Consider the following 25,397-nt stretch of genomic DNA (forward strand, 5'->3'; position numbering starts at 1 on the left):
CGCCTTCTTCCCGAGCAACAGGAGACAGGCGGCATTGCACCTGCTGGTCCGGGAGGTCCGGGAGCTGGACGCGGCGGAGGCGGCTGCCGATCTGGGCCAGACGCCCGCGCCCTGCGTGCTGCTCTCCTTCTCGGACAGCGACCTCGGCGCGGCCGCGGCGGCGTGGGAGGCGATGGCGCCCAGGGGACCGCAGAGGCGGCGGCCGGGGCTGCGGCTGGCGAGCCTCGCGCGGCTGCGGCACCCGATGTCGGTCGACCTCTACGCCGAGGCGGTGGTCGCGCGCGCGCGCTGCATCGTGGTGCGGCTGCTGGGCGGGCTGGACTACTGGCGCTACGGCGCCGAGGAGGTCGCGGCGCTGTGCCGGCGGGAGGGGATCGCGCTGGCCCTGCTGCCCGGGGACGGGCGCGAGGATGCGCGGCTGCGCGACCTCTCCACGCTCGATGCGGCGGCGCTGGACCGGCTGGACGGGTATTTCCGCCAGGGCGGGCCGGCCAACATGGACGCGGCGCTGCGGCTGATGGCGCATCTCGCGGGCGCGGGGCCGGACGACGCCCCGCCTCCGGAACCGCTGCCCGAGGGCGGGGAGGTCGCGCTCGGCACCCCGGACCCCGACGAGGCGGGGCGGCCCGTGGCGGCGGTGGTGCTGTACCGCTCGCACCTGCTGGCCGGCGACGTGGCGCCGCTGCACGCGCTGGCGGAGGCGCTGCGGGCGCGGGGGCTGGCGCCGCGCGGCCTGCACGTGGCCAGCCTGAAGACGCCTGCCCTGGCCGCGATGGTGGCGGCGCGGCTGCGGGAATGGCGGCCGGCCGTGGTGCTGAACGCGACCGGCTTCTCCGCGCGGCTCGGCGAGGCGGGCTCGCCGCTCGATGCCGCCGGGGTGCCGGTGTTGCAACTGGTGCTGTCGGGCAGCGCGCGCGCGGCGTGGGAGGCGTCGCCGCGCGGGCTGTCGCCCACCGATCTCGCGATGCAGGTGGCGCTGCCGGAGCTGGACGGGCGGCTGCTGACCACGGCGATCGGCTTCAAGGCCGAGGGGGCGCCGATCCCGGCGCTGGAATACGCCCGCACGGCGCTGCTGCCGGAGGCGGAGGGCATTGCCCTGGCCGCCGACCGCGCCGCCGGCTGGGCGCGGCTGGCCGCGACGCCGCGCGCGGAGCGTCGGGTGGCGGTGCTGCTCTCCGACTATCCCGGCGCGGGCGGCGAGGCGCGGGGCCAGGTCGGGCAGGCGGTGGGGCTGGACAGCTTCGCCAGCCTGGAGGCGCTGCTGCGCGACCTCTCGGCGGCGGGCTACACGGCCGGGGCGCGGGATGCCCCCGCCCTGGTGGCGGCGCTGTGCCACGCGCCCCCGACTCCGATCCTGTCGCTGGAGGCGTACCGGCGGCGCTTCGATACCCTGCCGGCCGCATTCCGCGAAGCGGTCTGCGCCGCCTGGGGAGCGCCTGAGGACGACCCCGGCCTGGAAAGGCTCGGGGGAGTGAACTCCCCCGAATCCCCCTCCTTTTTTCAGGAGTCCGCCACCGGCCCCGCCACCGCCCCACCCGCTGGCGGAGCCAGCGTGGTGGCGGCGCAGGTCCTGCCAACCGGCGGACTCCCGAAAGAGGGAGGGGGTGTGGGGGAGGTCACTCCCCCGCGCTTCACCCTGCGCTTCCTTCAGCTCGGCAACCTCACCCTCGCCGTCCAGCCGGATCGCGGGCACGCGACCGACCGGCGCGCCGGCTACCACGACCCGGACCGCCCGCCACGGCACGGCTATGTCGCCGCCTATCTCTGGCTGCGCGAGGTGCTGGGCATCCACGCGCTGGTACATCTGGGCACGCACGGCACGCTGGAATGGCTGCCCGGGAAGGCGGTGGCGCTGTCGGCGGCCTGCGCCCCGGCGGCGCTGCTGCGCGGGCTGCCGGTGGTCTATCCGTTCATCGTCAACAACCCGGGCGAGGCGGCCGTGGCGCGGCGGCGGCTGGGGGCGGTGACGATCGGGCACCTGACGCCGCCGCTGCGCGCCGCCGGCTCGCACGGCGCGGCGCGGGAGCTGGAGCGGCTGATCGACGAGTACGCCGCCGCCGACGGGCTGGACCGGCGGCGCACCGCGCTGCTGCGCGGGGAGATCCTCGACCGCGCCGCCGCGACCGGGCTGCTGGAGGAAAGCGGCATCCCGCGCGACTTGCCGGCGGAGGATGCGCTGGCGCGGCTGGATGCCTGGCTCTGCAACGTGAAGGAGATGCAGATCCGCGACGGGCTGCACGTCTTCGGCCGGGCGCCGGCCCCGGAGCGACGGGACGCGCTGCTCGCGGCGCTGGAGCGCGCGAGCCCCGGCGTGCCCGATCTGGCGGCGCGTCTGGAGGACTCGCCGGCGGCTGAGCGCGATGCGCTGCTCGCGGCGCTGGACGGGCGCTTCGTGCCGCCGGGTCCCTCGGGGGCACCGACGCGCGGGCGGGCGGACGTGCTGCCGACCGGGCGCAACCTCACCGCGCTCGACCCGCGCGCGGTGCCGACCCGCAGCGCGCTGGTGCTGGCGGAGAAGGCGGGGGCGGAGCTGCTGCGCCGGCACCTCCAGGAGCAGGGCGAATGGCCGCGTTCCCTGGTGCTGGACCTCTGGGGCAGCGCCACGCTGCGGACAGGGGGGGAGGAACTGGCGCTCGCCCTCTGGCTGCTGGGCACGCGCCCGGTCTGGGACGAGGGCTCGGCGCGCGTGCGGGGGGTGGAGGTGCTGCCGCTCGCCACGCTCGACCGGCCGCGGGTGGACGTGACGCTGCGGGTCTCCGGCCTGTTCCGCGACGCCTTCGCCGCGCAGATCGCGCTGTTCGACGAGGCGGTGCGCGCCGTCGCCGCGCGCGACGAGGCGGCCGAGTGGAACCCGCTGGCCGAAGCCGCGCGCGGCCTGTCGGGCGAGGCGTTCCGCCGCGCCACCACCCGCATCTACGGCGCCGCCCCGGGGGCCTATGGCGCCGGGACGGGCGAGGCGCTGGGGGCGGGGCGCGAGGCGCTGGGCGCAGCCTACCTGGCCGGCTCCGCCGCCGCCTATGGCGCGGGTCTGGAGGGAGCAGCCGATCCGGAGGGGTTCCGCGCGCGGGTCGCGGCCGCCTCGGCCTTCCTGCATCCGCAGGACCATGACGGCACCGACCTGCTGGACGGGCCGGAGCATGGCGCCCATGCCGGGGGCTTCGCCGCCGCCGCGACCATGCTGGGCAACGCCCCCGCCCTGTACCACGGCGACACCTCCGACCCGCAGCGTCCGACGGTGCGCGGGCTGGCCGAGGCGATCGCCCGCGTCACGCGCGGCCGCGCCGCCAACCCCGCCTGGATCGCCGGCCAGATGCGCCACGGCTATCGCGGCGCCGCCGAGATCGCCCGCGCGGTGGAGGGGCTGCACGGCTTCGCCGCCACCCTGCCGCAGCGGCTGGACCGGCAGATGGACCTGCTCTTCGACGCCACGCTCGGCACGCCGGAGGTGGCGCGTTTCCTGAAGGCCGAAAATCCCGCCGCTCATTCTGTTGTTCAGAACTTTTTCGCGGATGCCCTATACCGCGGGCTGTGGCATCCCAGGCGCAACATCGTCCTGGCCAGGCTGGACGAGGACCCCCGATGATCCCCGAGGGCATGATCCGCGGCTGGTGCCCCAGCCTGTTCGAGCCGATGGCCTCCGGGGACGGCCTCCTGCTGCGGGTGAAGCCCTATGGCGCACGGCTGGACGCCGGGGCTGCCCGGGCGGTGGGCGCGGCGGCGGCACGCCACGGCAATGGCTGGATCGACCTGACCCAGCGCGGCAACCTCCAGATCCGCGGCGTGACGCCGGAGGGGGTGGAGCCCTTCGCCGCCGCCATGCGCGCCGCCGGCCTGGCCAGCGCCTCGCCCGATGCGGAGCGTCGGCGCAACCTGATCGCCCCGCCCCTGCTGGGCACCGACCCGGCGCTGGAGCCGGGCGCCGAGGCCCTGGCCACGGCCCTGGAGGCGATGCTGGAGGCAGCCGACCTGCCCACCCTGCCGGGCAAGATCGTCCTGCTCCTCGATGCCGGCGGCGCGCTGCCGCCGGACGGGGTGGCGGCGGACCTGCGGCTGACGCTGCGGGCCGGAGCGGTGCGCCTCTCCCTGCCGGGCGGCACGGCCGCGGCGGAATGCCCCGCCGCCACGGCCCCGGCGGCGGCCGAGGCGGTGCTGCGCGCCTTCCTGGCCCTGGGCGGCGGGCAGGGCGAGGCGCGGCGGCTGCGCGGGCTGGTCGCGCGGGTCGGGGCGGGTGCGCTGCTGCGCGCTGCGGGGCTGGAACCCCGGGCCGACGTGCCGGGGTCCGGCGCGGCGGAACGCCCCCCGCCCATCGGGCCGCACCTCCTGGCGGGCGGCATCGCCTTCGGCCTGGCGCCGCCCTTCGGGCAGTTCTCGGCGTTGCAGCTCGGCACGCTCGCCGGGCTCGCGGAACGCCTGGGCGACGGCACCCTCCGCACCACCCCCTGGCGCACGCTGCTGCTGCCCGGCGTGGCGCCGCGCGATGGCCTGGCCCTGCGCGACGTCGTCCTCGCCGCCGGGCTGATCGCCGACCCCGGGGATGGGCGGCTGAACCTCGTCACCTGCCCCGGCCGTCCCGCCTGCCCGCGCGCCGGGGTCGCCACGCACCGTGACGCCGATTGGCTCGCCACGCGGCCGCTGCCGGGCTTGCTGCACCTCTCCGGTTGCGCCAAAGGCTGCGCCCATCCCGCGCCCGCGCCCTTCACCCTGGTCGGCACGCCGGGCGGCTACGCGCTGGTCCGCGGCGGCCGCGCCGGCGACCGGCCCGAGGCGGTGGGGCTGACGCCGGAGCAGGCCGCGACGCTGCTGGCGGCCGGCGGCACAGGCGCGGCAGCAACGAGGAGCGGATGAGCGCCCCCATCGACTACATCCGCGACGGCGCGGCCATCTACGCCCGCTCCTTCGCCACCATCCGCGCCGAGGCGGACCTCTCCGGCCTCTCCCCCGAGGAGGCGCGGATCGCCGTGCGGATCATCCATGCCTGCGGCATGGTCGAGGTCGCCCCGAGGCTCCGCTTCCACCCGGACTTCGCCCGCGCCGCCCGCGCCGCCCTGCTCGCGGGCGCGCCCATCCTGTGCGACGCGAAGATGGTCGCCCACGGCATCACCCGCCCCCGCCTGCCCGCCGGCAACGACGTGCTCTGCACCCTGGACGACCCGCGCGTCCCCGACCTCGCCCGCCGCCTCGGCAACACCCGCTCCGCCGCCGCGCTGGATCTGTGGGGCGATCGCCTGGCCGGCGCCGTGGTCGCCATCGGCAACGCCCCCACCGCCCTGTTCCGCCTGCTCGAACTCCTCGACGCCGGCGCCCCCCGTCCCGCCGCCATCATCGGCCTGCCCGTCGGCTTCGTCGGCGCCGCCGAATCCAAGGACGCCCTGGCCGCCCGGGGCGACCTCCCCTGGCTCGTCCTCCCCGGCCGCCTCGGCGGCAGCGCCATGACCGTCGCGGCCGTCAACGCCCTGGCCAGCGAGGCGGAGTGATGGGGGCGTGGCGCCCGTTCCCCCAGGGAGGGCTCCGCCCCCCTGGACCCCCCGCCAGGAGCAGAGCCCCTGGACCCCTATTCGTAAAAGTGTGGCGCTGCCGGAGAGGGGGTCTCCTCGACGGCGTCGCCGCGTCGAGGAGACCCCCAGGCGGCCAGCGCGATTATGAAAGGGGGTCCAGGGGCTCTGCTCCTGGCGGGATGGGTGTGGGAAGGGCAGCGCCCTTCCCACGGGCCACGGGCGCCACGCCGCCATGACCCCCGGCCGGCTGCACACGGTCGGCGTCGGGCCGGGCGATCCGGAGCTGCTGACGCTGAAGGCGGCGCGGCTGATCGCGGCGGCGCCGGTGGTGGCGTACTTCGCCAAGAGCGGCCGGGCGGGCCATGCGCGGACGATCGCGGCGGCGCATGTGGCAGCGGGGGCGGAGGAGCTGCGCTTCGAGTACCCGTTCACGACCGAGGTGCCGCTGGAGGACCCGCGCTATGCCGCGGGGATCGGCGCCTTCTACGAGGACTGCGCCGGGATGCTGCGGGCGCGGCTGGAGGCCGGTCGCGACGTGGCGCTGCTCTGCGAGGGGGACCCGTTCCTCTACGGCTCGGCCATGTACCTGTTCGACCGCATCCCGCCCGCCCTGCGCGGCGAGGTGGTGCCGGGGGTCAGCGGGATGAGCGGCTGCTGGAGCCGGGCGCAGCGGCCGATGACGCATGGCGACGACGTGCTCTGCGTGCTGCCGGGGACCATGGCGACCGAGGCGTTGACGGCGCGGCTGCGCGGGGCGGACGCGGCGGTGGTGATGAAGGTGGGGCGCAACCTGCCCCGCATCCGCGCGGCGCTGGAGACGGCGGGGCTGCTGGACCGGGCGCTGTACGTGGAGCGCGGGACCATGGCGGGCGAGCGCATCCTGCCGCTGGCCGAGCGGGACGACGCGCCGGCGCCGTACTTCTCGATGGTGCTGGTGCCCGGGCGCCAGGGGGCGCGGTGAGGGGGAAGACTGTGCAAGCCGGTCCGGGAATGATGGCCTGTGCCGGCAACAGGGAACCGGATGATGACACGTCGGCGGAAGCGGGTCTGGGCACTGCCGTCGCCGAGGCGCCCGGCTCCGATCAAGGCGGACACGGCCACGCGCGACCTGATCGTGCGGACCTGCGACGCCTTCATCCGCGACGTGCTGAAGCCGCGCTTCCTGCCCGAGATCAGGCCCACCGAGTTCAATTACTGCATCGACATCCAGGGCTCGTGGCGGGCGGGACGCTATACCTTCGCCCAACGCTACAGGGTCGGCCCGCACAGCGAGTCCTTTGGCCAGGAATTCGCCGAGCCCTTCGTCCGGCTCGACCTGATGGGGCCGGACCGCTTCGACATCTTCTGGCACCGGCATACGGGGGAATGGCGAAGGCTCCATTCTGGCCAGTCCCTGGCGCAGGCGTTGCGTACCATCGAGGCGGATGGGCTGCTGCATCCGCTGTGAGGTTGGACCGGAGGGAGGGAAAGGCCGTTGACGCAGGCGAGGAGGCCATGCGGAACCGTCGGCGCGGGGGGAGAGGCCGCCAATCCGGCCTTCACCCCCAACCATGCCGTTGGCTCGGACAGCGACGGGCGTGCCGCCGCGGCGACAGAGGCATCGGTCCGCAGCCGCTTCCGGACGTTGCGCGGCTGCGCGGGTCCTGGGCCGACGACGGATGCGGTCCTCGCCGAAACCCGCGGCGAGGATGGAACCTCGCTCCTCCGCGCACCGCAGGCCCGTGCCGTGCGACATGGGCCGGCGGTTCCCTCGTCGCCTTGATCACGCCATGACCGGCCGACTCCGCATCCTCGGCCTCGGCCCCGGCGCGGCCGCCCAGCGCACGCCGGAGGTCTCCGCCGCCCTGGCGGAGGCCACCGACCTGATCGGCTACGGCCCCTATCTCGACCGGGTGGCGCTCGCCCCCGGCCAGCGCCGCCACGCCTCCGACAACCGCGAGGAGCTGGACCGCGCCCGCCATGCGCTCGCCCTGGCGGAGGGCGGCGCACGGGTGGCCGTGGTCTCCTCCGGCGATGCGGGGGTCTTCGCCATGGCCGGCGCGGTGTTCGAGGCGATCGAGCACGGGCCGGCCTCCTGGCGTGCCCTGGACGTGCAGGTGCTGCCCGGCATCTCCGCCCTGCTGGCGGTCGCGGCCCGGCTCGGCGCGCCGCTGGGCCACGACTTCTGCGCGATCTCCCTCTCGGACAACCTCAAGCCCTGGCCGCTGGTCGAACGCCGCTTGGCCGCCGCCGCCGGGGCGGGCTTCGTGCTGGCGCTGTACAACCCGATCTCCCGCGCCCGGCCCTGGCAGCTCGGCGCCGCCTTCGCGATCCTGCGCGACCACCTGCCGCCCACGACCCCCGTCGCCTTCGCCACCGCGGTCAGCCGGGCGGAGGAGCGGCTGCTTCTCGCCACCCTGGCCGAGGCCGACCCGGCCGGCGCGGACATGCGGACCCTGGTCCTGGTCGGCTCCCCGGCCACGCGGGTGGTGGAACGGCCGGGCGGGGCGCGGCCCTGGCTCTACACGCCGCGCAGCGCCGGATGAGGGGCGAGCAACCAGCGCCGCGCGGCGGCGGCATCCGGCACGGTCTCGGCCGGCGGCAGCGGGGGGCGGGCCACCATCACCACCGTCACCCCCAGGGCGCGCGCGGCCTCCAGCTTGGCCGCGACGGCGCTGCCGCCGGAATTCTTGGACACGACCACCTCGATCCCGCGCGCGGCGAGCAGCGCCTCCTCCCCCTCCCGGGTGAAGGGGCCGGTGGCGGTCAGCACCTCCGTGCCCGGCGGCAGGCTGGCCGGGTCGGGCGGATCGACGCTGCGCAGCGTGTAGCGGTGCCAGGGCGCCGCGGCGAAGGGCGCCAGCTCCTTCTGCCCGACGGTCAGCAGCACCCGGCGCGGCATCAGCCCGAGCACGGCCGCCGCGGCCGCCATGTCCGGCACCTCGGTCCAGAGGTCGCCCCGCTCCGGCCACCAGGCGGGGCGCTCGATGCGCAGGAGCGGGATGCCCGCCTGGGCCGCGGCCTCGACCGCGTGGCGCGACATCCGCGCGGCGAAGGGATGGGTGGCGTCCACCAGCCGTTCGATCCGCGCCTCGGCGAGATAGCGGGCCAACCCCTCCACGCCGCCGAAGCCGCCGACCCGCACCGGCACGGGCTGCGGCAAGGGGTGGCGGGTGACGCCGGCGAGCGAAAGGGTCGCTGCGAAGCGCGCATCCCCGGCCAGCAGGCGGGCCAGGGCCGAGGCTTCCGTGGTGCCGCCCAGGATCAGCAGGCGCAAGGTTCCCCCCCATGATGGACCTGCCTCCCATGGCCGCGCCGGGCCCTGCGCCGCAAGCCCCGCCGCCGCAACTCCCAGGGGCACGGATCGCGGGGACGCAACCTCCGGAGGCGCCGCCCTGGCTCGCGATCCTGGGCATCGGCGAGGACGGGTGCGACGGCCTCTCCCCTGCCGCCCGCGCCCTGCTCGCGGGGGCGGAGGCGGTATTCGGGGGGGCGCGGCACCTGGCCCTGGCGGCGCCGCTGCTCCGGGGCGAGGCGCATCCCTGGCCCAGCCCGATGGCCGGCGCCTACCCCGCCATCCTGGCGCGACGCGGCCGGCCGGTGGCGGTGCTGGCCTCGGGCGACCCCTTCCGCTTCGGGGTGGGGTCGGCGCTGGCGCGGCTGGTCCCGGCCGGGGAGCGGGTGGCCGTGCCGGCGCCCTCCTCCATCGCGCTGGCCTGCGCCCGGCTGGGCTGGGCGGAGCAGGATTGCGCGGTGGTGTCCCTCTGCGGCCGGCCGCCGGAGCGGGTGCTGCCGCTGCTGCAACCCGGCGCGCGGCTGCTGGCGCTCTCCGCCGATGCCGGCACCCCCGCGACGCTAGCCGCGCTGCTGACGCGCCACGGCTTCGGCCCCTCGCGCCTGCACCTGCTGGAAGCCCTGGGCGGTCCGCGCGAGCGCCACCGCGAATCCCGTGCCGACAGCCCCGGCTTCCCCGCCCCAGACCCGCTGAACCTGGTCGCGGTGGAGGTGGCCGCCGGCCCGGGGGCGCGGATCGTCCCGCTCTCGGCCGGGCTGCCGGACGGCTTCTTCGAGCAGGACGGGCAGATCACCAAGCAGGAGGTCCGCGCCGTCACCCTCGCCGCCCTCGCCCCGCGCCAGGGCGAGCGGCTGTGGGATATCGGCCTCGGCTCCGGCTCCATCGCGATCGAATGGCTGCTGCGCCATCCCGCCAACCGCGCCCTCGGCATCGAGCCCAACCCCGACCGCGCCGCCCGCGCCGCGCGCAACGCCCTGTCCCTCGGCGTGCCGGGGCTGGAGGTCGTGGCCGGCGAGGCCCCCGCCGCCCTGGCCGGGCTGCCCCCGCCGGACGCGGTCTTCGTCGGCGGCGGCGTCTCCCGCCCCGGGGTGCTGGAGGCCGCCTGGGCCGCCCTTCCCCCCGGCGGCCGGCTGGTGGCCAACGGTGTGACGGTGGAGGCCGAGGCCAGCCTCCTGGCCGCCCGGGCGCGCTGGGGCGGCCGCCTCACCCGCATCGGCATCGAGCGGCTGGACAGCCTCGGCCGCCTCCACGCCTTCCGCCCGGCCATGACCGTCACCCAATACGCGGCGGTGAAGCCGTGACCCTCCCGCCCACCCCCGTCGCCCCCCGGGCCACCGCCCCGGGCGCCGCCGCCGGAACCGTGGTCGCGGGCCTGGGCCTCCGCCCCCAGGCCACGGAGGACGCCATCCTGGCCCTCCTCGCGGCTGCCACGGCGGAAGCCGGCCGCCGCCCCACCCTCCTCGCCGCCCCGGCCTTCCGCCAGGATGCCCCGGGCCTGCACCGGGCCGCCGCCGCCCTCGCCCTCCCCCTCCGCCTGCTGGACCACGCCGCCCTGCTCGCCGTCCAACCCCTCTGCCCCACCCGCTCCGCCGCCGCCGAACGCGCCACCGGCCTCGCCTCCATCGCCGAGGCCTGCGCCCTCGCCGCCGCCGGCCCCGGCGCCCGCCTGCTCCTCCAGCGCCGTGGCTCGGGCGCCGCGACCTGTGCCCTGGCGGTGATGGCGTGACGGGGTGGCGTGGCGCTTGTGGCCCGTGGGAAGGGCGCTGCCCTTCCCACACTCATCCCGCCAGGAGCAGAGGAGCGGAGCCCGCCCTGCGAGGCACGGGCGCCCCGCCATGACCGTCCACTTCATCGGCGCCGGGCCGGGGGCGGCGGACCTGATCACGGTGCGGGGGCGGGATCTGCTGGGGCGGTGTCCGGTGTGCCTGTATGCCGGGTCGATCGTGCCGTCGGCGCTGCTGGGGTACTGCCCGGCCGGGGCGCGGCTGGTGGATACGGCGCCGCTGGACCTGGACGCCATCGAGGCGGAGTTCCGGCGGGCGCATGCGGCCGGGCAGGACGTGGCGCGGCTGCATTCGGGGGACCTGTCCGTGTACTCGGCGGTGGCGGAGCAGGTGCGGCAGCTGCGGCGGGCCGGGATTCCCTACACGCTGACGCCGGGGGTGCCGGCCTTCGCGGCGGCGGCGGCGGCGCTGGGGCAGGAGCTGACGGTGCCGGAGGTGGCGCAGAGCCTGGTGCTGACGCGGGTGTCGGGCCGGGCCTCGGCCATGCCGCCGGGCGAGACGCTGGAAGCCTTCGGCGCGACCGGGGCGACGCTGGCGATCCACCTCGCCATCCACGCGCTGGAGCGGATCGTGGAGCGGCTGGCCCCGCTCTACGGCGCGGACTGCCCGGTGGCGGTGGTGGTGCGGGCGAGCTGGCCGGACGAACGCGTGGTGCGCGGCACGCTGGGGGACATCGTGGCGCGGATGGCGGAACAGCCGGCCGAGCGCACGGCGTTGGTGCTGGTCGGGCCGTCCCTGGCGGCGGAAGGGTTCCGGGACAGCGCGCTCTACGACCCCGACTACCGGCGGCGCTTCCGCGGGGGTGGGGGGTGCTGATCCCGGGCAACCGGCTGGTTTTTGATTGCATAATCAAAACAAACTTGCGTCCCGCCGGCGGCTGGGGAAGTCTCCGTCCCCGCCATTCCCTGGGAGACCGGCCATGACCTACCTGTCCTCTCTCCTCGACCTCGCCCGCTCCGTCACCACCGAGGCGCAGGAGGATTTCGAAACCTGGTGCGAGGCCAACGCCCCCTGGCTCTCCACCGCCTATGGGGAACTCGGCGTGAAGGAGGTCGCCGGGGCGGGCCGCAGGAAGAGCAACCCGCAGATCAACGCGTATCTGCAAAGCTGCTGGAACACCGCGAAGACCGGAACCTACGACCTGAAGGACGATTCCACCGCCTGGTGCTCCGCCTTCGTCAACTGGTGCCTGCTGAAGCAGGGCATCAAGGGGACCGGCAGCACCTGGAGCCACAGCTGGCTGACGTGGAAGGGCGGGCTGCACCTGGGCAAGACGCTGGAAAGCGCGCCGGTCGGCTCGATCGTGGTGATGTCGCGCGGCGATGCGGCGAAGCAGCAGGGGCACGTCGCCTTCCTGTGGTCCCGTTCCGGCGGCAAGCCGCAGTACCTCGGCGGCAACCAGGGCGACGGGACGCTGTCCAACCGCGCCTCCGACCGCGTCAGCATCGCGCACTACCCGAACAAGATCCTGGGCGTCATCTGGCCGCTGCGCGCGATCGCGACGCCGTCGCCCTGGGCCGACGGGCGCGTCGCCTGACGCGCGGCGCTCAGCGGGCGAAGCCGGCCACGCCCCGGCGCAGCGCGTCCTGCCGCCCGTCGCGCGTGACCGTCCAGAGCGGGTTGTCCACGGACAGGCGCTGGCCACCGTCGCGCTGCACGGGGCGGATCAGGGCCTGGGCCACGCTGCGCGTGCGCGCGCCCAGCAGGTCGAGCGGGATGCGGACATAGATGCCCTTGTCGAAGGAGCCCTCGCCGAAGCGCGAGAAGGGCACGTCGGTGAAGGTGGCGAAGCCGCCGACCTCGATGCCGGAATCGAAGCGGCGGCCCAGCTCGATGGTGCCGCCCCAGTCGCCGGCCAGGTAGCGGCCGCCGCGCAGCACCGTGTAGAGGTTCCACACCGGCAGGTCGGCATAGAGCGAGAGGTGGCCGGTCGCCACCTCGTAGTCGCGGAAGGCCAGGCGCTGGTCGAAGCCGCGCTGCCTCACCCAGTTCACGTCCAGCCCCAGCGCCCAGGGCCTGTCGTGCGGCCGCCACAGCACCTCGCCCGAGACGCCGCCGAACATCGGCTCCAGCAGCCCCGCCGTGACGCGGCCGAAGACATCGGGCGCGAGGTTCCAGATGCGCTCGGCGTAGAGGGCGGGAATCGCCGTCTCGCCCTCGCGCGCGTAACGGGCATAGTCGCTGCGCACATGCGGCAGCACGCTGTCCGAGGGCGGCCCGTCGGCAAGGTTGCCCGCCAGCGTCTGCTGCACCGCGCCGGCCAGGGCGAAGCCGCCGCCCAGCTCCACCCGCGCCCCGGCCGCCGCGGCCGCCTGCCAGCGCAGCGTGCGCGTCGGATCGCCCAGCAGCAGCGACACGCGCGGCTCCAGCCCCCAGCTCAGCCGCGGCACCGGCGTGCGCGCGGCGCCGGGCCAGTCCAGCCCCTCCGCCGGCAGCAGGGTGGTGGCGGCGAAGGCCTCCTCCGGGCTCAGCGTACCGCGCCCCGCACCCACCAGGATCGTGCGCGGCGCCAGGGCGGCCGCGACCTCCGTGCCGCCCAGCCACCAGGAGATGCGCAGGATCTGGGCCGCCGGCGGCAGCAGCGGATCCGTCGCGCGCGCCACCTGCGCCATGACCTGCGGCAGGGTGCGGAAGGGCCCGTCCGCCACCGCGATCCGGGCCTCCACCCCGTCCAGGGCGAAGGCCAGGGGGCGGAAGCCGGCGGCGGAGAGCGCTGCGAAGACGCGCTGTGCCCGTGCCGCCTCGTCGGCCGGCGGGGCTTCGGATGCCGCGGCGGGCGGCCGGGGGCGCGGCGGGCCGGGCGGATCGGCCGGGTCCAGCCGCGCCGAGACGCGGAACAACAGGTCGGTGCCATGGACGAAGTGGATCCCGGCATCGAGCCATTCGTTCGACCATTGCAGCCCGGCATTGATGCGCGAGCGTGCCTCGCCGCGCAGGCCTTCGCTGCGCGCGGGATAGCCGCCGCGCTCGTCGCGCAGCGAATCCCCGGACCATTCCAGCTTGGCGCGCAGCCCGTCGAGGAGGCCGAGCGGCGTGTCCGTGGCGGGAATGGTGTATTCCACGCCGCCGAAGACGGAGACGTCGTCGCCGCGGAAGACGTCCGTCCGCAGCGTCCCGCCCCGCCCCACGTCGCGCGGGCGGCTGCGGAAGCGGTCGGACAGCGCCACCAGCGGGTTGTTGGTGTCCGCCCCCGTGCCGAGACGCCCCCAGCCCAGGCCGAGCGAGACGTCCAGCCCGTGCCAGCGCTTCGAGGCGACGACGTACTCGCCCGCGTAGATGCCGGTGCCGATCAGATCCTGCAGCCCGACCGCGACGGCCGGCGTCCAGGCCCCCTCCCGCAGCAGGCGCAGCTTCAGGTCGAAGGCGCGGTCGGTGGTCATGCCCGCGCCGGTCGTGCCGTTCAGCCGCTCGCTGAGGCGGAAGGTGGTCTCCAGGAAGGGCAGCGCCTGGAAGGTCAGGAAGTGGAAGCGCCGCTGGTGCCGCAGCGACGTGCCGGCCTCCAGCGTGCCGTCCGGGCGGAAGCGCGCGTTGCGCGTCTCGATCAGCCCGACGCCGCCGAAGTCGCTGCCGGTGGCCGGCACCTCCTCGGCCGCCGCGCCGCCGGCCGGCCCTGTTCGGGCCGGCATCGGCACGGCTGGCACGGCGATGGCCAGCGCGGCCAGGACAGGCAGGAGGAGACGGCGCACGGTTCGCGTTCTGCGGAGCGTCTCATTCTCGCGCACGCGTGAGACGTGAAGGCAAGGGGCGCGACACCCCCTTTCCGCGGCCCGGCTGGACGGGCCGCGCCGCTGTGGCCGAAACTCCCCGCATGACCTTCTCGCTGCTCGCCCGCTGTGCCCGCACGGGCCAGGTCGGGGCCGTCGCCGCCACCTCCAACATCGGGGTCGGGGCGCGCGTGATGGCGCTGGCGCCGCGCCTCGGCGGGGTGCTGACGCAGCACCGGACCGACCCCCGGCTGGGGCCGCGCGGGGTGGCGCTGCTCGTCTCCGGCTGCTCGGCCGAGGAGGTGGTGGCGGCGCTGGTCGCCTCCACCCCGCATCACGGCTGGCGACAGCTCGCGGTGGTGGATTCCGCCGGCCGCACCGCGCATTTCCACGGCGCGCGGGTGAAGCCGGAGTCCGGCGCGGCGCATGGCGAGGGCTGCGTCGCCATCGGCAACATCCTCTCCAGCGCCGAGGTCCCGGCGGCGATGATCGCGGCCTTCCTGTCGGCGCCGGAACGCCCCCTGGCGGAACGGCTGCTCGCCGGGCTCGCGGCGGGCGAGGCGGCGGGGGGCGAGCACGGGCCGGTGCTCTCCGCCGCGCTGAAGCTCTATGGCGATCCCGATTTCCCGTTGGCCGATCTGCGCATCGACCGCGCCGAGCAGCCGATCAGCGCCCTGGCGGCGCTCTGGCGCGACTATGCGCCCAGCATCGACGAGTTCGTGCTGCGCGCCCTGGACCCGGACAGGGCGCGCGGAGGATAGGCGCCCCCCGCGCGCCGCCCCCCCGCCCACCGGGACAGCCCCGCCACGGCCGGGGCTTGGCGATCCGCCGTGTCTTGCTTTACCAGTCGGGGACACCCTCCCGGCCACCGCACCCGTTTCCGGTCGGACAGCCGGACCCCCGCGTCCCGGGACCTTGAACAATTCTGATGATTACCGTGAACGAGTCGTCGCCCTCTCCCGCGGCTTGGCAGGCCCCTGACATCCTCTGGCACCACGCGGCCTTCTGCCGCATGGCCCTGCCGCTGCAGATCCCCTCCGGCCCGGCCTGGTCGCGGGACACGGCGCAGGGCGCCCTGCTGATGGACGGCCCTGCCCTGCCCGGCGGCCCCGCCCTGCGCCTGCTGCTGCTGCACCTCTTCACCGCCGCGCTGCGCAGCGGCACCGCCGCCGTGCCGATCGGCACGGGCATCGAGGCGGTGCCCGCCGCGCTCGGGCTGGCGCCCGCACCCCGCCTCGTGGAAGCCCTGCGCGACCAGCTGATGCGCCTGCTGGGCGCGAAGCTGCGCGTGGCGGAGGGCCGCCAGGCGCCGCTGCCGCTCCTGGACGCCCGCAGCGTGCGGAGCTGGACCGATCCGACGGAATGGCGCCCGACGCTGCGGCTGAACGAGCGCTTCCTCGCCAGCCTGCGCTCCGCCGCGGTCCCGCTGGACCGGAGCGCCGTGGCGCGGCTGGGCGATGCGCCGGCCGCGCTCGATGCCTATGCCTGGCTCGCCGCCACCCTGCCGGGCGTGGCGGAGGGGCGCATGCAGCTTCCCCGCTGGGAGGCGCTGCGGTCGCAGTTCGGCGAGCCGGAGGAGACGCCGGCCGCCTTCCAGGCCCGCTTCACCGCGGCGCTGCAAGGGGCCACCGCCGCCTATCCCGCCGCTCGCATCGCGATCGGCGAGGAAGGCGTGGCACTGTACCGCAGCCCGCTGCCGGTCGAGCCCGCCCTGCCCGGCGCCCCCCCCCGGCCGGTGGCCGTGACGACCCAGGGCCAGGACACATCCGCCGAGGCTGCGCCCGTCGAGGCGGCGCCCGCCGCCCCCGTCGCCCCCGCCCCCGCTGCCGTGCCCGCACCCGCTCCCGCCGTGCCGGACCGTGACGGGGCGGAGCCCGCTGCCGGAACTGCCGTGGCCGTCGAGGCCGTCCCCGTCCCGGCCCCCCGCACCGAGGCCGCGGGACCGCCCGCCACGCCCTCCGCGGAGCGCCCCCCGGCGCGCCGCCACGCCCCGGAACCCCGACAGGCCGCGCCGGCCCCGCGCGGCGCCCCACCCCAGGCCGCCCCACCCCAGGCCGCCCCGCCCCAGGTCGCCCCTCCCCCGGCCGCCGCGACCCGCCCCGCCGCCCCGCCGCCCCCGCAGGAAAGGCCCCAGCCCGCCGCGCCGCGCCCGGCGCCGAGCCGGCCGGACGGCGGGCGGCAGGGGCGCAGCGCCGACCGCGTGCGCCTGCCCCCCTCCGTCACCGGCCTGCCCCAGGCCGTGTGGCTCAAGCGCGGCGACACGCGGGAGAGCATCACCATCGAGGTGACGCCGGGTGCCGAGTACGACCCCGCGCGACGCTCCCTGCTGGCCATCGAGCCGATCGTGCTGCAGGTCTCGGGCTACCTCGTCCCGCGCGAGCTGGAGCGGATCGCCGCCTGGGTCACCACCAATGCCGGGGTGATCCAGGACTACTGGGACTGGTCCATCGATTCCGGCGAGGAGGTGATGCAACAGGTGCGGCGGGTCCCGACCTCGCGCTGGTAGCGCCCCGGCGGGGGCTCTCGGGGCGCGCGCCCCGTCAGCGCATCGTCCGGGACCAGGCCTCGCGGGCCGCCAGGGCGGCGCCGACCAGCCCGGCATCGTCGCCTAGCGCGGCGCGGCGGATCAGCGCCGGGCGGAAGCCGGGCAGCAGGCGGGCACGCAGGGTGGCCTCGATGCCGCCCCGCATCTGCTCCAGCAGGGCGGAGACGCCACCGCCGACCACGATGCGCTCCGAGTCATAGGCATGCTGCAGGTTGGCGAAGCCGACGCCCAGCCACTCCGCCATCTCCTCCAGCAGGGCCAGGGCGGTGGGGTCGCCTTCCGCCGCCGCGGTGCCGACATGCCGCGGCAAGACCGGCAGCCCATCCGCCAGCGCGGCGAGGCGGGAGCCGGGCACGGCCCTCGCCTGCGCCCGCGCCGCCAGGGCGGGGCCGGAGGCCAGCGCCTGCCAGCAGCCGGTGCGGCCGCAGGCGCAGCGGACGGGCTGCTCGGTCAGGCGGGTGTGGCCCAGCTCGCCCGCCAGGCCGGAGGCGCCGCGCAGCAGCCGCCCCTCGGCCACGATCCCGGCGCCGATGCCCGTGCTGACGGTGACGTAGGCGACGTTGTCCGACCCCGCGCCGGCGCCGGCCCGCCACTCGCCGATGCAGGCGGCCTTGGCGTCGTTCTCCAGCACCACCGGCAGCCCCGTCGCCTCGCGCAGCCGCGCCGCCAGCGGCACCCCGCCCCAGCCGGGCAGGGCGGGTACGCCCAGCACGGTGCCGGCGGCGGGATCGATGGTGCCCGGCACGCCGACGCCCAGGGCCCGGATGCCGGGGGCGCGCGTCGCCGGGCCGCGTACCGCGCCGATCAGCGCCACCATCTGGGCGATGACCGCCTCCGGCCCGCTGCGATCCGTCTCTCGCCGTTCCGCGGACAGGACCTGGCCCGCGGCATCCACCAGCGCCACGCGCAGATGCGTACCGCCGAGATCGATGCCGAGGAACTGGGCGGTGTCTGCGGTCATGTGCGACGGCTCCTGAAAGGAGGCTCCAGGCTAGACGCCCCCGGGACGGTCCGCACCGGGGGCCGGGCGCAGGATCAACCCCGCTCCCCGTCCGGCGTTGCGCGGCGCCCCGGCCGGCCGGCCGCCGGGGGCCGGCCCGCGCGCGGCCTCACCGGGCTGCGCCCGGGGCCGGGCGGATCACGGCCAGGCCCTCCCGCCGGTAGGGCGCGCAGGCGGCCTCGTCGGCATCCGTCACCAGCGTCCAGCCCGGCTGGAACGGCACCCAGAAGGGCTGCCCGGCATGGCCCAGCTTGCTGGCATCGGCCAGGATGTAGACGGCCGCCGCCTGGCGCAGCATCAGCGCCTTCAGCGAGACCTGCTCCAGCGTCGCCTCGCACAGCCCGCGCCTCGGGCTGAGCCCGTCGGCGCTGGTGAAGACCTTGTCCGCCGTCATCTGCCGCATCGCCTGCTCCGCCAGCGGGCCGGTGGTGCCCATGCTGATCGGGCGCACCGCGCCGCCCAGCACCACCAGCTCCAGCCCCGGCGCGCCGGCCAGCACGGGGATCAGCGGCAGGCTGTTGGTGATGACGCGCTGGCGCCGCCCGCCGAGCCTCCGGCCCAGCATCTCCACGGTCGAGCCGCCGTCGAGGATCAGCGTCTCCCCCTCGGCGATCTGGGCCAGCGCCGCCTCGGCGATCGCGGCCTTGGCGCCGCGGTTCTGCGCGGATCGCGCGCTCAGGCTGATCTCGCGCTCCGGCGCGGCCAGCATGGCCCCGCCATAGGTGCGCGCGATTGCCTGCCGCTCCGAGAGGTCCTGAAGGTCACGGCGGATGGTGGAGGGCGAGACCCCGAAGCGCGCCGCGAGCCCCTCCACATCGGCGGGACCATCCGCCATGGCCTGCAGGATGGCGTCGAGCCGGCTTCGCCTGTTGCGCATGGCGCGCAGGATAGTGGGCGCCTGCCATGCGGCAAGCGCCCACCCTGTCCCGCCGGCGCCTCAGCCCGCCGGACGCTGCCCGGGGGCCACCCCTCGGGCGTCCAGCGCCGGCCGGACGGCGGAGGGCCCAGTCAGCAGCCGCTCGGCCACCAGCACGGCGAACGGCGTCACCGCCGCGACGTACATGTTGTCGATGCCGTAGGGGTTGTTGAGCAGGTACCAGGCCGTGGTGGCGATGGCCGAGGCGACCAGGCCAAGCGTCGCGCCGCGGTTGCTGCGGAAGAAGGGCAGGTAGAAGCCCATCACCGCCACGATCGAGATGGAGAGCCGCAGGGCGCGGGTGAAGAAGGAGAGCTTGAGGATCTCCGGCACGAAGAAGACGAAGATCAGCGGCAGGAAGCCGATGGCGAGCGAGATCCAGCGCGTCGCCTGGAACTCCCGCTCCGGCGTCGGCCGGGCGTAGGGGACGTAGAAGTCCTTCACGATCAGCGACGCCATGGCCAGCGCCACGGTGCTGACGCTGACGAAGACCGAGGCGACGAGCGAGGTGGTGACCAGCCCGGCCAGCCAGGGGTTCATCGCCTGGAGGAACATCGGCAGGGCGAAGAGGCTGTTGCCGTCGGGCTGGAGGAACTTCGCGGCGACGCCGATCAGGCCGAGGGCGATGCCGAGCGGGAAGCACCAGGCGGCGGCGTAGAAGGCCGAACGCTGGGCGGCGGCCTCATCCTTGTTGGCGGAGATGGCCTGCATGATGAACTGGGTGGAGAAGATGGCGCCGACCGTGCCGATGACCCAGGCCAGGATGGTGGGCACGCCGATCCGCCCGGTCAGGGTGAAGTACTCGGGCGGCAGCCCCTCCACCATCGGGCCGATGCCGCCGGTCATGTGCAGCGCGAAGCCCAGGATCAGGGCGATGCCCAGCACCTTCACCGCGCTGTGCAGGATGGTGATGTAGGCCACGCCCTTCAGCCCGCCGAAGACGTAGTAGAAGGTGCTGACGATGGCGATGATGAACATGCCGAGGGTGAGGTCGACGTGCAGCACCGTCGAGATGGCCGCCGCGCCGCTGACGTAGTTGCCGACGTTCACCAGCAGCAGCGCGTAGATCATGATGATCGAGACGGTGAGCTTGGTGGAGCGGCCGAACTTCTGCTCGATGGCGCCCGAGATGGTGAACTCGCCCGAGGCGTAGAGCCGGCGGACGAAGAACAGGCCGTAGAGCAGGAAGCCGATCGCCGCGCCGATCACCGACCAGGCGGCGGCGATGCCGTAGTTGAAGGCCTCCTGCGAGGTGCCGACGGTGGACTTGGCGCCGATGAACTCGCTCATCAGCAGCACGCCGATGACGGCGGCGGGCATGGCGCGCGAGCCCACCATGAACTGCGCGCTGTTGCGGCTGCGCAGCTTCAGGGTCAGCCAGGAGGTGAAGAGGATGTAGGCGAGGATGATCGCGACGATGATCGCGCTCTCGCCGGAATCGAACTGATGCATGCGTCGTTTCCCATTCCGGGCGTGCCCCTCGTTCCTCCGGGGGCCGCTGTGATGTTGGCAGGCATGGCTGCGGGGGCCCGGGAGGGGTCCAGGCAGGGCGCCGGCCCGCGGGCGTGCCGCGGGCGGCAGAGGGCGAGCGGGACCCCGGCGTCCCGCCCGGCCGTTCAGGCTAACCGTTCAGGCTGCGGCGCGCTCGCGGCGCGGGGCCAGGTCCACCGCCTGGCGCAGCGCCTCGATCAGGCTGCCGTCGTCGGCGATGCCCTGGCCCGCGATGTCGAAGGCGGTGCCGTGGTCGACGGAGGTGCGGATCACCGGCAGGCCGATGGTGATGTTCACCCCCGCCTCCAGCCCCATCACCTTCACCGGGCCGTGGCCCTGGTCGTGGTACATGGCGACGACCAGGTCGAAGTCGCCGCGCGCGGCGCGGAAGAACAGCGTGTCGGCGGGCAGCGGGCCTTCCACCTGCCAGCCCTTCGCGCGGCACTTCTGGACGGCGGGGATGATCTTCTCCTCCTCCTCGCCCTGGCCGAACAGGCCGTTCTCGCCGGCATGCGGGTTGATGCCGCAGACGCCGATGCGCGGCTCCGCGATCCCCGCCTTGACCAGCGTGGCGCGGCCGCGGGCGATGACGCGTTCGACGAGGCCGGGCTCGATCCGCCGGATCGCATCCATCAGGCCGATATGCGTGGTGACGTGGATCACGCGCAGCTTCGGCGCCACCAGCATCATCGAGACCTCCGGCGTGCCGGTCAGCTGCGCGAGAAGCTCGGTGTGGCCGGGATATTTGTGGCCGGCGGCGTGCAGCGCCTCCTTGGAGAGCGGCGCGGTGCAGATGGCGTCCGCCTCCCCCGCCTGCACCAGCCGCGTCGCGCGCTCGATGTAGCGGTAGGCCCCCTCGCCCGAGAGCGGCAGCACCTGGCCGAAGGGGTGGCCGGGCGGGATGATGCCGAGGTCGATCACGTCCACCGTGCCGCGCTCATAGCGCGCGCCGGAGGGATCGGCGAGCGGTCGCACGGCGAGGCTGGTGCCCACGATGGCATCCGCCTCGCGCAGCCGGGTCGCCTCGCCCACCACCAGCGGGCGGCACATCGCATAGACCTCCGGCCGGGCCAGAGCCTTCATGATGATCTCCGGCCCGATGCCGGAGGCGTCGCCCATGGTGATGGCGACCACAGGCCGTGCGTCGTGATGGCTCATGGGTGCTTCACTCCCTTTCATCCAGCAGGGCGCGCAGCCGGGCATGGGCGCGCGCGATCGTGTCCGAGGTTCCGAAGCCGCCCGCCTTGGTGATGGCGGGAACGGCGAGCACGCCCTGGGTCAGGGCGAGCGGCATGCCGGGCTCCACCTCCTCGACCAGGCGGAGGCCATGGACCCCCAGCCGGCCGAGCAGGGCACGGGCGGTCTCGCCCCCCGTGGCGAAGAGCGCGCCCATGGCAAGGCCCGCCGGTTGCAGCAGCGACGCCAGCCCCTCGGCCAGGGCCGCGCCCTGCGACAGGTCGGTCGTGGCCTCGGCGGCGATGCTGACCAGCACGTCCTGCCCGCCGCGCAGAGCGGCGGCGATGTCGCCAGCGAGCGCGTCCCACGCCGCGCCGCCGCCGTCGCGCAACAGGGCGGGCGGCACGGCGAAGGGCCGCACGCCGCCCCCGGCCAGCAGCGTCGCGGCGGCGGCGCGGGAGGCCTCGGCGACGCTGCCCACCACCAGCAGCACGCCGCCGCCGGAGGCCACGGGGCGCGGAGGCTCGGCCGCCCCGCCGGGGCTGGCCGCGGCCAGCGCGTCCGCCAACCCGCCGGCGCCGACCCAGACCACCCGGCCCGCCAGGGGCAGGGTCGCGTGGGCCAGGGCGAGGAGGTCGGCCTCGGTGGTGGCGTCGCACACCAGCGCCGCCCGGCCCGCCGCCAGGGCGTCGCGCACCGCCGCCGCCGTCCCGCCGCCGCGCAGGGCGTCGAGCGGCAGGTGCGCCGCCCCCAGCCCGGCGGCGGCGAACAGCGTGGGCAGGTGGGCGGTGGGGTAGCTGTGGTCGCGCGCCCAGAGGGCGGAGTCTTCCAGCGGCGCGCCATCCAGGCGGACGGCGCCGCCCTCCGTGGTGCGGCCGGTGGCGGGGAAGGCGGGCGCGACGATGGCGAGCGGCGGCGGCCCGCCCGCCCCGCGCAGCGCGCCGAGCGTCGCGGCCAACTCCGCCGCCGGCTGGCCGCGCAGGGTGGAATCGATCTTCTTCAGCAGCGCCGTGCCGGGGGCATGGCGCGCCGCGACCAGGGCGCGGTGGCGGGCGGCGGCGGCCCCGGGCGGCAGGCGGCGGCTGTCGGCATCGACCGCCAGCACGGGCGTCTCCAGCATGAGCGTCTCCGGCGCGCGCGCCTCCCCGGCGGCTTCCGCCGCCCAGGACACGGCCGCCGCGTGGCCGCGCCGGGCGAAGGCCACGGCGCAGTCGGCCGCGCCCGTCAGGTCGTCGGCCAGGATCAGCCAGCGCGTCATGGGGCGGCGAAGGGGCAGGACATGGCGGCCTCGGATGCGGGGCGGCGATCCGCCCGTTGGCCGGACCATAGCGGCCTGCGCCCAGGCTTCAAGTTTTTTGCGCATTACGCGCAAAAAACTTTGCGCGGTCCGAGCATCAGTCCTATAGAGGACCGCAGAGAGCGGAGCGTCCCGGGGGCAAGTCCCCACGAGGCGGACGGGTGAGGAGGATGCGTTTGAGCCACACGAGCACCGCTGCCCGTCCCGCCCCCGCCACGGCGCCCGCGCCCGCTCCCAAAGGGACGATGGACGCCGCGGCCCTCGTCGCGGCCCTGGCCGCGATCTGCGGCCGCCGGCACGTGCTCGCCGAGGGCGAGGACCAGCAGCCCTACCTGACCGACTGGCGCGACCGCTACCACGGCCGCGCCGCCGCCGTGGTGAAGCCCGCCGACACGGCCGAGGTCGCCGCGGTGGTACGGCTCTGCGCGGAACGGGGCGTCGCCGTGGTGCCGCAGGGCGGCAACACCGGCATGTGCGGCGCCGCCACCCCCGACGGTACGGGCCATTCGGTGGTGGTGCGGCTGGACCGGCTGAACCGCGTCCGCGCCGTCAGCCCGCTCGCCAACTCCATCACCGTCGAGGCCGGCTGCATCCTGCAGACCGTGCAGGCGGCGGCGGAGGCGGTGGACCGCCTCTTCCCCCTCAGCCTGGGCGCGGAGGGGAGCTGCCAGATCGGCGGCAACATCGCCACCAATGCCGGCGGCACCGCCGTGCTGCGCTACGGCAACACGCGCGAGCTGGTGCTGGGGCTGGAGGTGGTGCTGCCGGACGGCACCGTGCTCGACCGGCTGCACAGACTGCGCAAGAATTCCACCGGCTACGACCTCAAGCAGCTCTTCATCGGCGCCGAGGGCACGCTGGGGATCGTCACCGCCGCCTCGCTGAAGCTCTTCCCCTGGCCGCGCGCCTCCGCCCTCGCCATGGTGGCGCTGCCGGAGATCGAGGCGGCGCTGACCCTGCTGGAGCGGCTGCGCGGCGCGGTGGGCGACCGGCTGGCCAGCCTGGAGGCGATGTCGCGCGGCCAGATCGCGGTGATCGCCGAGCACGTCCCCGACGTCGCCATCCCCTTCGCGCTCGAAGCCCCCTGGTACCTGCTGATCGAGCTGACGGACACGCTGGCCGGCGCCGACCTGCGCGCGCCGCTGGAGGAGGTGCTCGGCGCTGCCTTCGAGGAGGGGCTGGTGGTGGACGCGGTGATCGCGGAGAGCCAGGCGCAGGCCCATGCGCTGTGGCAGATCCGGCACTCTGTCTCCGAGGGCAGCAAGCGCGCGGGCTACGTCGTCTCCCACGACAGCGCCGTGCCGCTGGAGAACCAGGCGCTCTTCGCCCGCGAGGCGGAGCGGCGCATCCTGGAGGCGGTGCCCGAGGCCCGCGTGGTGATGCACGGCCATCTGGGCGACGGCAACATCCACGTCCTCGCCCTCCTCGACCGCGCCCGCTTCCCCGACGCCGCCACCGCCGCCCCCGTGGTCGCGCGGATCAACGCCGTGGTGGACGCGGTGACGACGGAGCTGGGCGGCGTCATCAGCGCCGAGCACGGCATCGGCATCAGCAACCGCGCCCGGCTGGGCCGGGTGGCCGATCCCGCGGACCTCGCCCTGATGCGGCGCGTGAAGACGCTGCTCGACCCGGCCGGGCTGATGAACCCCGGCAAGGTCCTGCCGCCCGAAGCCTGACACGACGACACCCGGAGGAACCCCCGCATGCACCGCCGCACCCTGCTGGGCGCCGCCCTCGGCTCGCCGCTGCTCGCCGCCCCCGCCATCGCGCCCGCCCTGGCCCAGAAGCCCTGGCCCGACCGGCCGGTGCGCCTCGTCGTCCCCTACCCGCCGGGCGGGGCCACCGACGTGCTGGCGCGCCTCTATGCGGAGCAGGCGAGCAGGACGCTGGGCCAGCCGGTGGTGATCGACAACCGCGCCGGCGCCAGCGGCAACATCGGCATCGACGCGGTGGCGAAGTCGCCGGCCGACGGCACCACCTTCGGCGCCGCGACGGTCAGCAACTTCTCGATCAACCAGTTCCTGTACCGCAGCGTCCCCTACGACATCGAGAAGGACCTGCGCCCCGTCGCGCTGGGCTGGGAATTCCCCAACATCGCCGTGGTGGCGCCGAACAAGGTGCCGGCGAGGACGCTGGCCGAGTTCATCGCCTGGGCCAAGGCGAAGCCCGGCGGCATCACCTACGGCTCGACCGGGGTCGGCACGACGACGCACCTCTCCTCGGCCATGCTGTTCAGCCGCATCGGGGTGGAGGCGGTCCACGTCCCCTTCCGCGGCGCGGCGCAGACCATCCCGGCGCTGCTGAACGGCGACGTGGACTTCGCGCTCGACGGCGTCGCCTCCTACCTCGCCCTGGTGCAGGGCGGGCAGATGCGGGCGCTGGCGGTGACCTCGGCCGAGCGCTGGCCCGCCCTGCCGGAGGTGCCGACTATGGGTGAGGCGGGGATGGACGATTTCGTCGTCACCGTCTGGGGCGGCTTCGTCGCCCCCGCCGCGACGCCGGACGCCATCGTGGAGAGGTTCGGCCTCGCCCTGAAGCAGGTGGTCGAGGACCCGGCCCAGGCGGAGCGCTTCCTGAAGGTCGGCGCCAAGCCGATCTGGAGCACCCCCGCCGAGGCCGCCGCCCGCGCCGCGCGGGAGCGTCCGATGTGGCGCCAGCTCATCCAGGCCTCCGGCGCCCAGGCCGACTGAACAGACGGGAACGCAGGACAACGCC

At 75.7% G+C, this 25,397-nt stretch carries 21 protein-coding genes; 14 read left to right on the top strand and 7 right to left on the bottom strand.

Annotation, left to right across the window (positions count from 1 at the left end; genetic code table 11):
- The first annotated feature begins 34 nt into the window (after positions 1-34).
- The 6 genes from cobN to cobJ all read left to right on the top strand — a co-directional run bounded on the left by cobN (position 35) and on the right by cobJ (position 8,020).
- Entirely contained in the window at positions 35-3,583 is a 3,549-nt protein-coding gene (gene cobN, locus LPC08_RS17540; RefSeq protein WP_230449521.1) for a cobaltochelatase subunit CobN, read from the top strand.
- Positions 3,580-4,845, top strand: coding sequence for a precorrin-3B synthase (gene cobG, locus LPC08_RS17545; protein ID WP_230449522.1), 1,266 nt, complete (start codon positions 3,580-3,582; stop codon positions 4,843-4,845). The genes cobN and cobG overlap by 4 nt, the downstream gene beginning before the upstream one ends.
- Complete coding sequence (locus LPC08_RS17550) at positions 4,842-5,474, top strand: precorrin-8X methylmutase (RefSeq protein WP_230449523.1); 633 nt, start codon at positions 4,842-4,844, stop codon at positions 5,472-5,474. The genes cobG and LPC08_RS17550 overlap by 4 nt, the downstream gene beginning before the upstream one ends.
- Positions 5,475-5,727: 253 nt before the next feature.
- Positions 5,728-6,456: a precorrin-2 C(20)-methyltransferase gene (locus LPC08_RS17555; RefSeq protein WP_230449524.1), complete on the top strand. Its 729-nt coding sequence runs from the start codon at positions 5,728-5,730 to the stop codon at positions 6,454-6,456.
- 60 nt (positions 6,457-6,516) lie between these two features.
- Positions 6,517-6,942, top strand: a complete 426-nt coding sequence (locus tag LPC08_RS17560; RefSeq protein ID WP_230449525.1) for a DUF3024 domain-containing protein — start codon at positions 6,517-6,519, stop codon at positions 6,940-6,942.
- Positions 6,943-7,264: 322 nt separating this feature from the next.
- Positions 7,265-8,020, top strand: a complete 756-nt coding sequence (cobJ, locus tag LPC08_RS17565) for a precorrin-3B C(17)-methyltransferase (RefSeq protein WP_230449526.1) — start codon at positions 7,265-7,267, stop codon at positions 8,018-8,020.
- On the opposite strand, the gene LPC08_RS17570 is transcribed toward cobJ, so the two are convergent.
- On the bottom strand, positions 7,996-8,751 hold the full coding sequence (locus LPC08_RS17570) for a cobalt-precorrin-6A reductase (RefSeq protein WP_230449527.1): 756 nt from the start codon (positions 8,749-8,751) through the stop codon (positions 7,996-7,998). The genes cobJ and LPC08_RS17570 overlap by 25 nt on opposite strands.
- Before the next feature lie 29 nt (positions 8,752-8,780).
- On the opposite strand from LPC08_RS17570, the gene cbiE reads away from it, so the two are divergent.
- The 4 genes from cbiE to LPC08_RS17590 all read left to right on the top strand — a co-directional run bounded on the left by cbiE (position 8,781) and on the right by LPC08_RS17590 (position 12,090).
- Positions 8,781-10,070 carry a precorrin-6y C5,15-methyltransferase (decarboxylating) subunit CbiE gene (gene cbiE, locus LPC08_RS17575; protein ID WP_441295844.1) on the top strand — a complete coding sequence of 430 codons (1,290 nt, stop codon included), beginning with the start codon at positions 8,781-8,783 and terminating at the stop codon, positions 10,068-10,070.
- A complete protein-coding gene (locus tag LPC08_RS17580) occupies positions 10,067-10,495 on the top strand; it encodes a cobalamin biosynthesis protein (RefSeq protein WP_230449529.1) in 429 nt (142 codons plus the stop codon). Before cbiE ends, LPC08_RS17580 begins: the two co-directional genes overlap by 4 nt.
- 109 nt (positions 10,496-10,604) lie before the next feature.
- The gene (gene cobM / locus LPC08_RS17585) at positions 10,605-11,369 is read left to right on the top strand and encodes a precorrin-4 C(11)-methyltransferase (RefSeq protein ID WP_230449530.1); all 765 of its coding nucleotides are present in this window, start codon (positions 10,605-10,607) and stop codon (positions 11,367-11,369) included.
- A 103-nt stretch (positions 11,370-11,472) separates the two neighbouring features.
- A complete protein-coding gene (locus tag LPC08_RS17590) occupies positions 11,473-12,090 on the top strand; it encodes a TIGR02594 family protein (protein WP_230449531.1) in 618 nt (205 codons plus the stop codon).
- 10 nt (positions 12,091-12,100) lie between these two features.
- Here LPC08_RS17590 and LPC08_RS17595 read toward each other — a convergent pair whose 3' ends face one another.
- Positions 12,101-14,239, bottom strand: coding sequence for a YjbH domain-containing protein (locus LPC08_RS17595; protein ID WP_230449532.1), 2,139 nt, complete (start codon positions 14,237-14,239; stop codon positions 12,101-12,103).
- A 122-nt stretch (positions 14,240-14,361) separates the two neighbouring features.
- Between LPC08_RS17595 and LPC08_RS17600 the strand changes: the two genes are divergently transcribed.
- Both LPC08_RS17600 and LPC08_RS17605 read left to right on the top strand, forming a co-directional pair.
- A complete protein-coding gene (locus LPC08_RS17600) occupies positions 14,362-15,018 on the top strand; it encodes a DUF1028 domain-containing protein (protein ID WP_230449533.1) in 657 nt (218 codons plus the stop codon).
- Between the two features lie 176 nt (positions 15,019-15,194).
- Positions 15,195-16,763, top strand: a complete 1,569-nt coding sequence (locus LPC08_RS17605) for a replication protein RepA (protein ID WP_230449534.1) — start codon at positions 15,195-15,197, stop codon at positions 16,761-16,763.
- A 34-nt stretch (positions 16,764-16,797) separates the two neighbouring features.
- Here the strand turns inward: LPC08_RS17605 and LPC08_RS17610 are convergent, their stop codons facing one another.
- From LPC08_RS17610 to LPC08_RS17630, 5 genes are all read right to left on the bottom strand, one after another.
- On the bottom strand, positions 16,798-17,763 hold the full coding sequence (locus tag LPC08_RS17610; RefSeq protein WP_230449535.1) for an ROK family protein: 966 nt from the start codon (positions 17,761-17,763) through the stop codon (positions 16,798-16,800).
- 148 nt (positions 17,764-17,911) lie between these two features.
- Positions 17,912-18,679, bottom strand: coding sequence for a DeoR/GlpR family DNA-binding transcription regulator (locus tag LPC08_RS17615; protein ID WP_230449536.1), 768 nt, complete (start codon positions 18,677-18,679; stop codon positions 17,912-17,914).
- A gap of 60 nt (positions 18,680-18,739) precedes the next feature.
- Positions 18,740-20,170 (bottom strand): sodium:solute symporter family protein, encoded by a 1,431-nt coding sequence (locus LPC08_RS17620; RefSeq protein ID WP_230449537.1) that lies wholly within the window; start codon positions 20,168-20,170, stop codon positions 18,740-18,742.
- 177 nt (positions 20,171-20,347) lie between these two features.
- Positions 20,348-21,367: a 4-hydroxythreonine-4-phosphate dehydrogenase PdxA gene (gene pdxA / locus LPC08_RS17625; protein WP_230449538.1), complete on the bottom strand. Its 1,020-nt coding sequence runs from the start codon at positions 21,365-21,367 to the stop codon at positions 20,348-20,350.
- A 7-nt stretch (positions 21,368-21,374) separates the two neighbouring features.
- Positions 21,375-22,643, bottom strand: coding sequence for a four-carbon acid sugar kinase family protein (locus LPC08_RS17630; RefSeq protein WP_230449539.1), 1,269 nt, complete (start codon positions 22,641-22,643; stop codon positions 21,375-21,377).
- Between the two features lie 284 nt (positions 22,644-22,927).
- Here LPC08_RS17630 and LPC08_RS17635 point away from each other — a divergent pair, with 284 nt between their 5' ends.
- On the top strand, positions 22,928-24,358 hold the full coding sequence (locus LPC08_RS17635) for an FAD-binding oxidoreductase (RefSeq protein ID WP_230449540.1): 1,431 nt from the start codon (positions 22,928-22,930) through the stop codon (positions 24,356-24,358).
- 27 nt (positions 24,359-24,385) lie between these two features.
- Positions 24,386-25,372, top strand: a complete 987-nt coding sequence (locus tag LPC08_RS17640; RefSeq protein WP_230449541.1) for a Bug family tripartite tricarboxylate transporter substrate binding protein — start codon at positions 24,386-24,388, stop codon at positions 25,370-25,372.
- Positions 25,373-25,397 lie beyond the last annotated feature (25 nt).

Source organism: Roseomonas sp. OT10, from assembly GCF_020991085.1.
Lineage (GTDB): Bacteria > Pseudomonadota > Alphaproteobacteria > Acetobacterales > Acetobacteraceae > Roseomonas > Roseomonas cutis.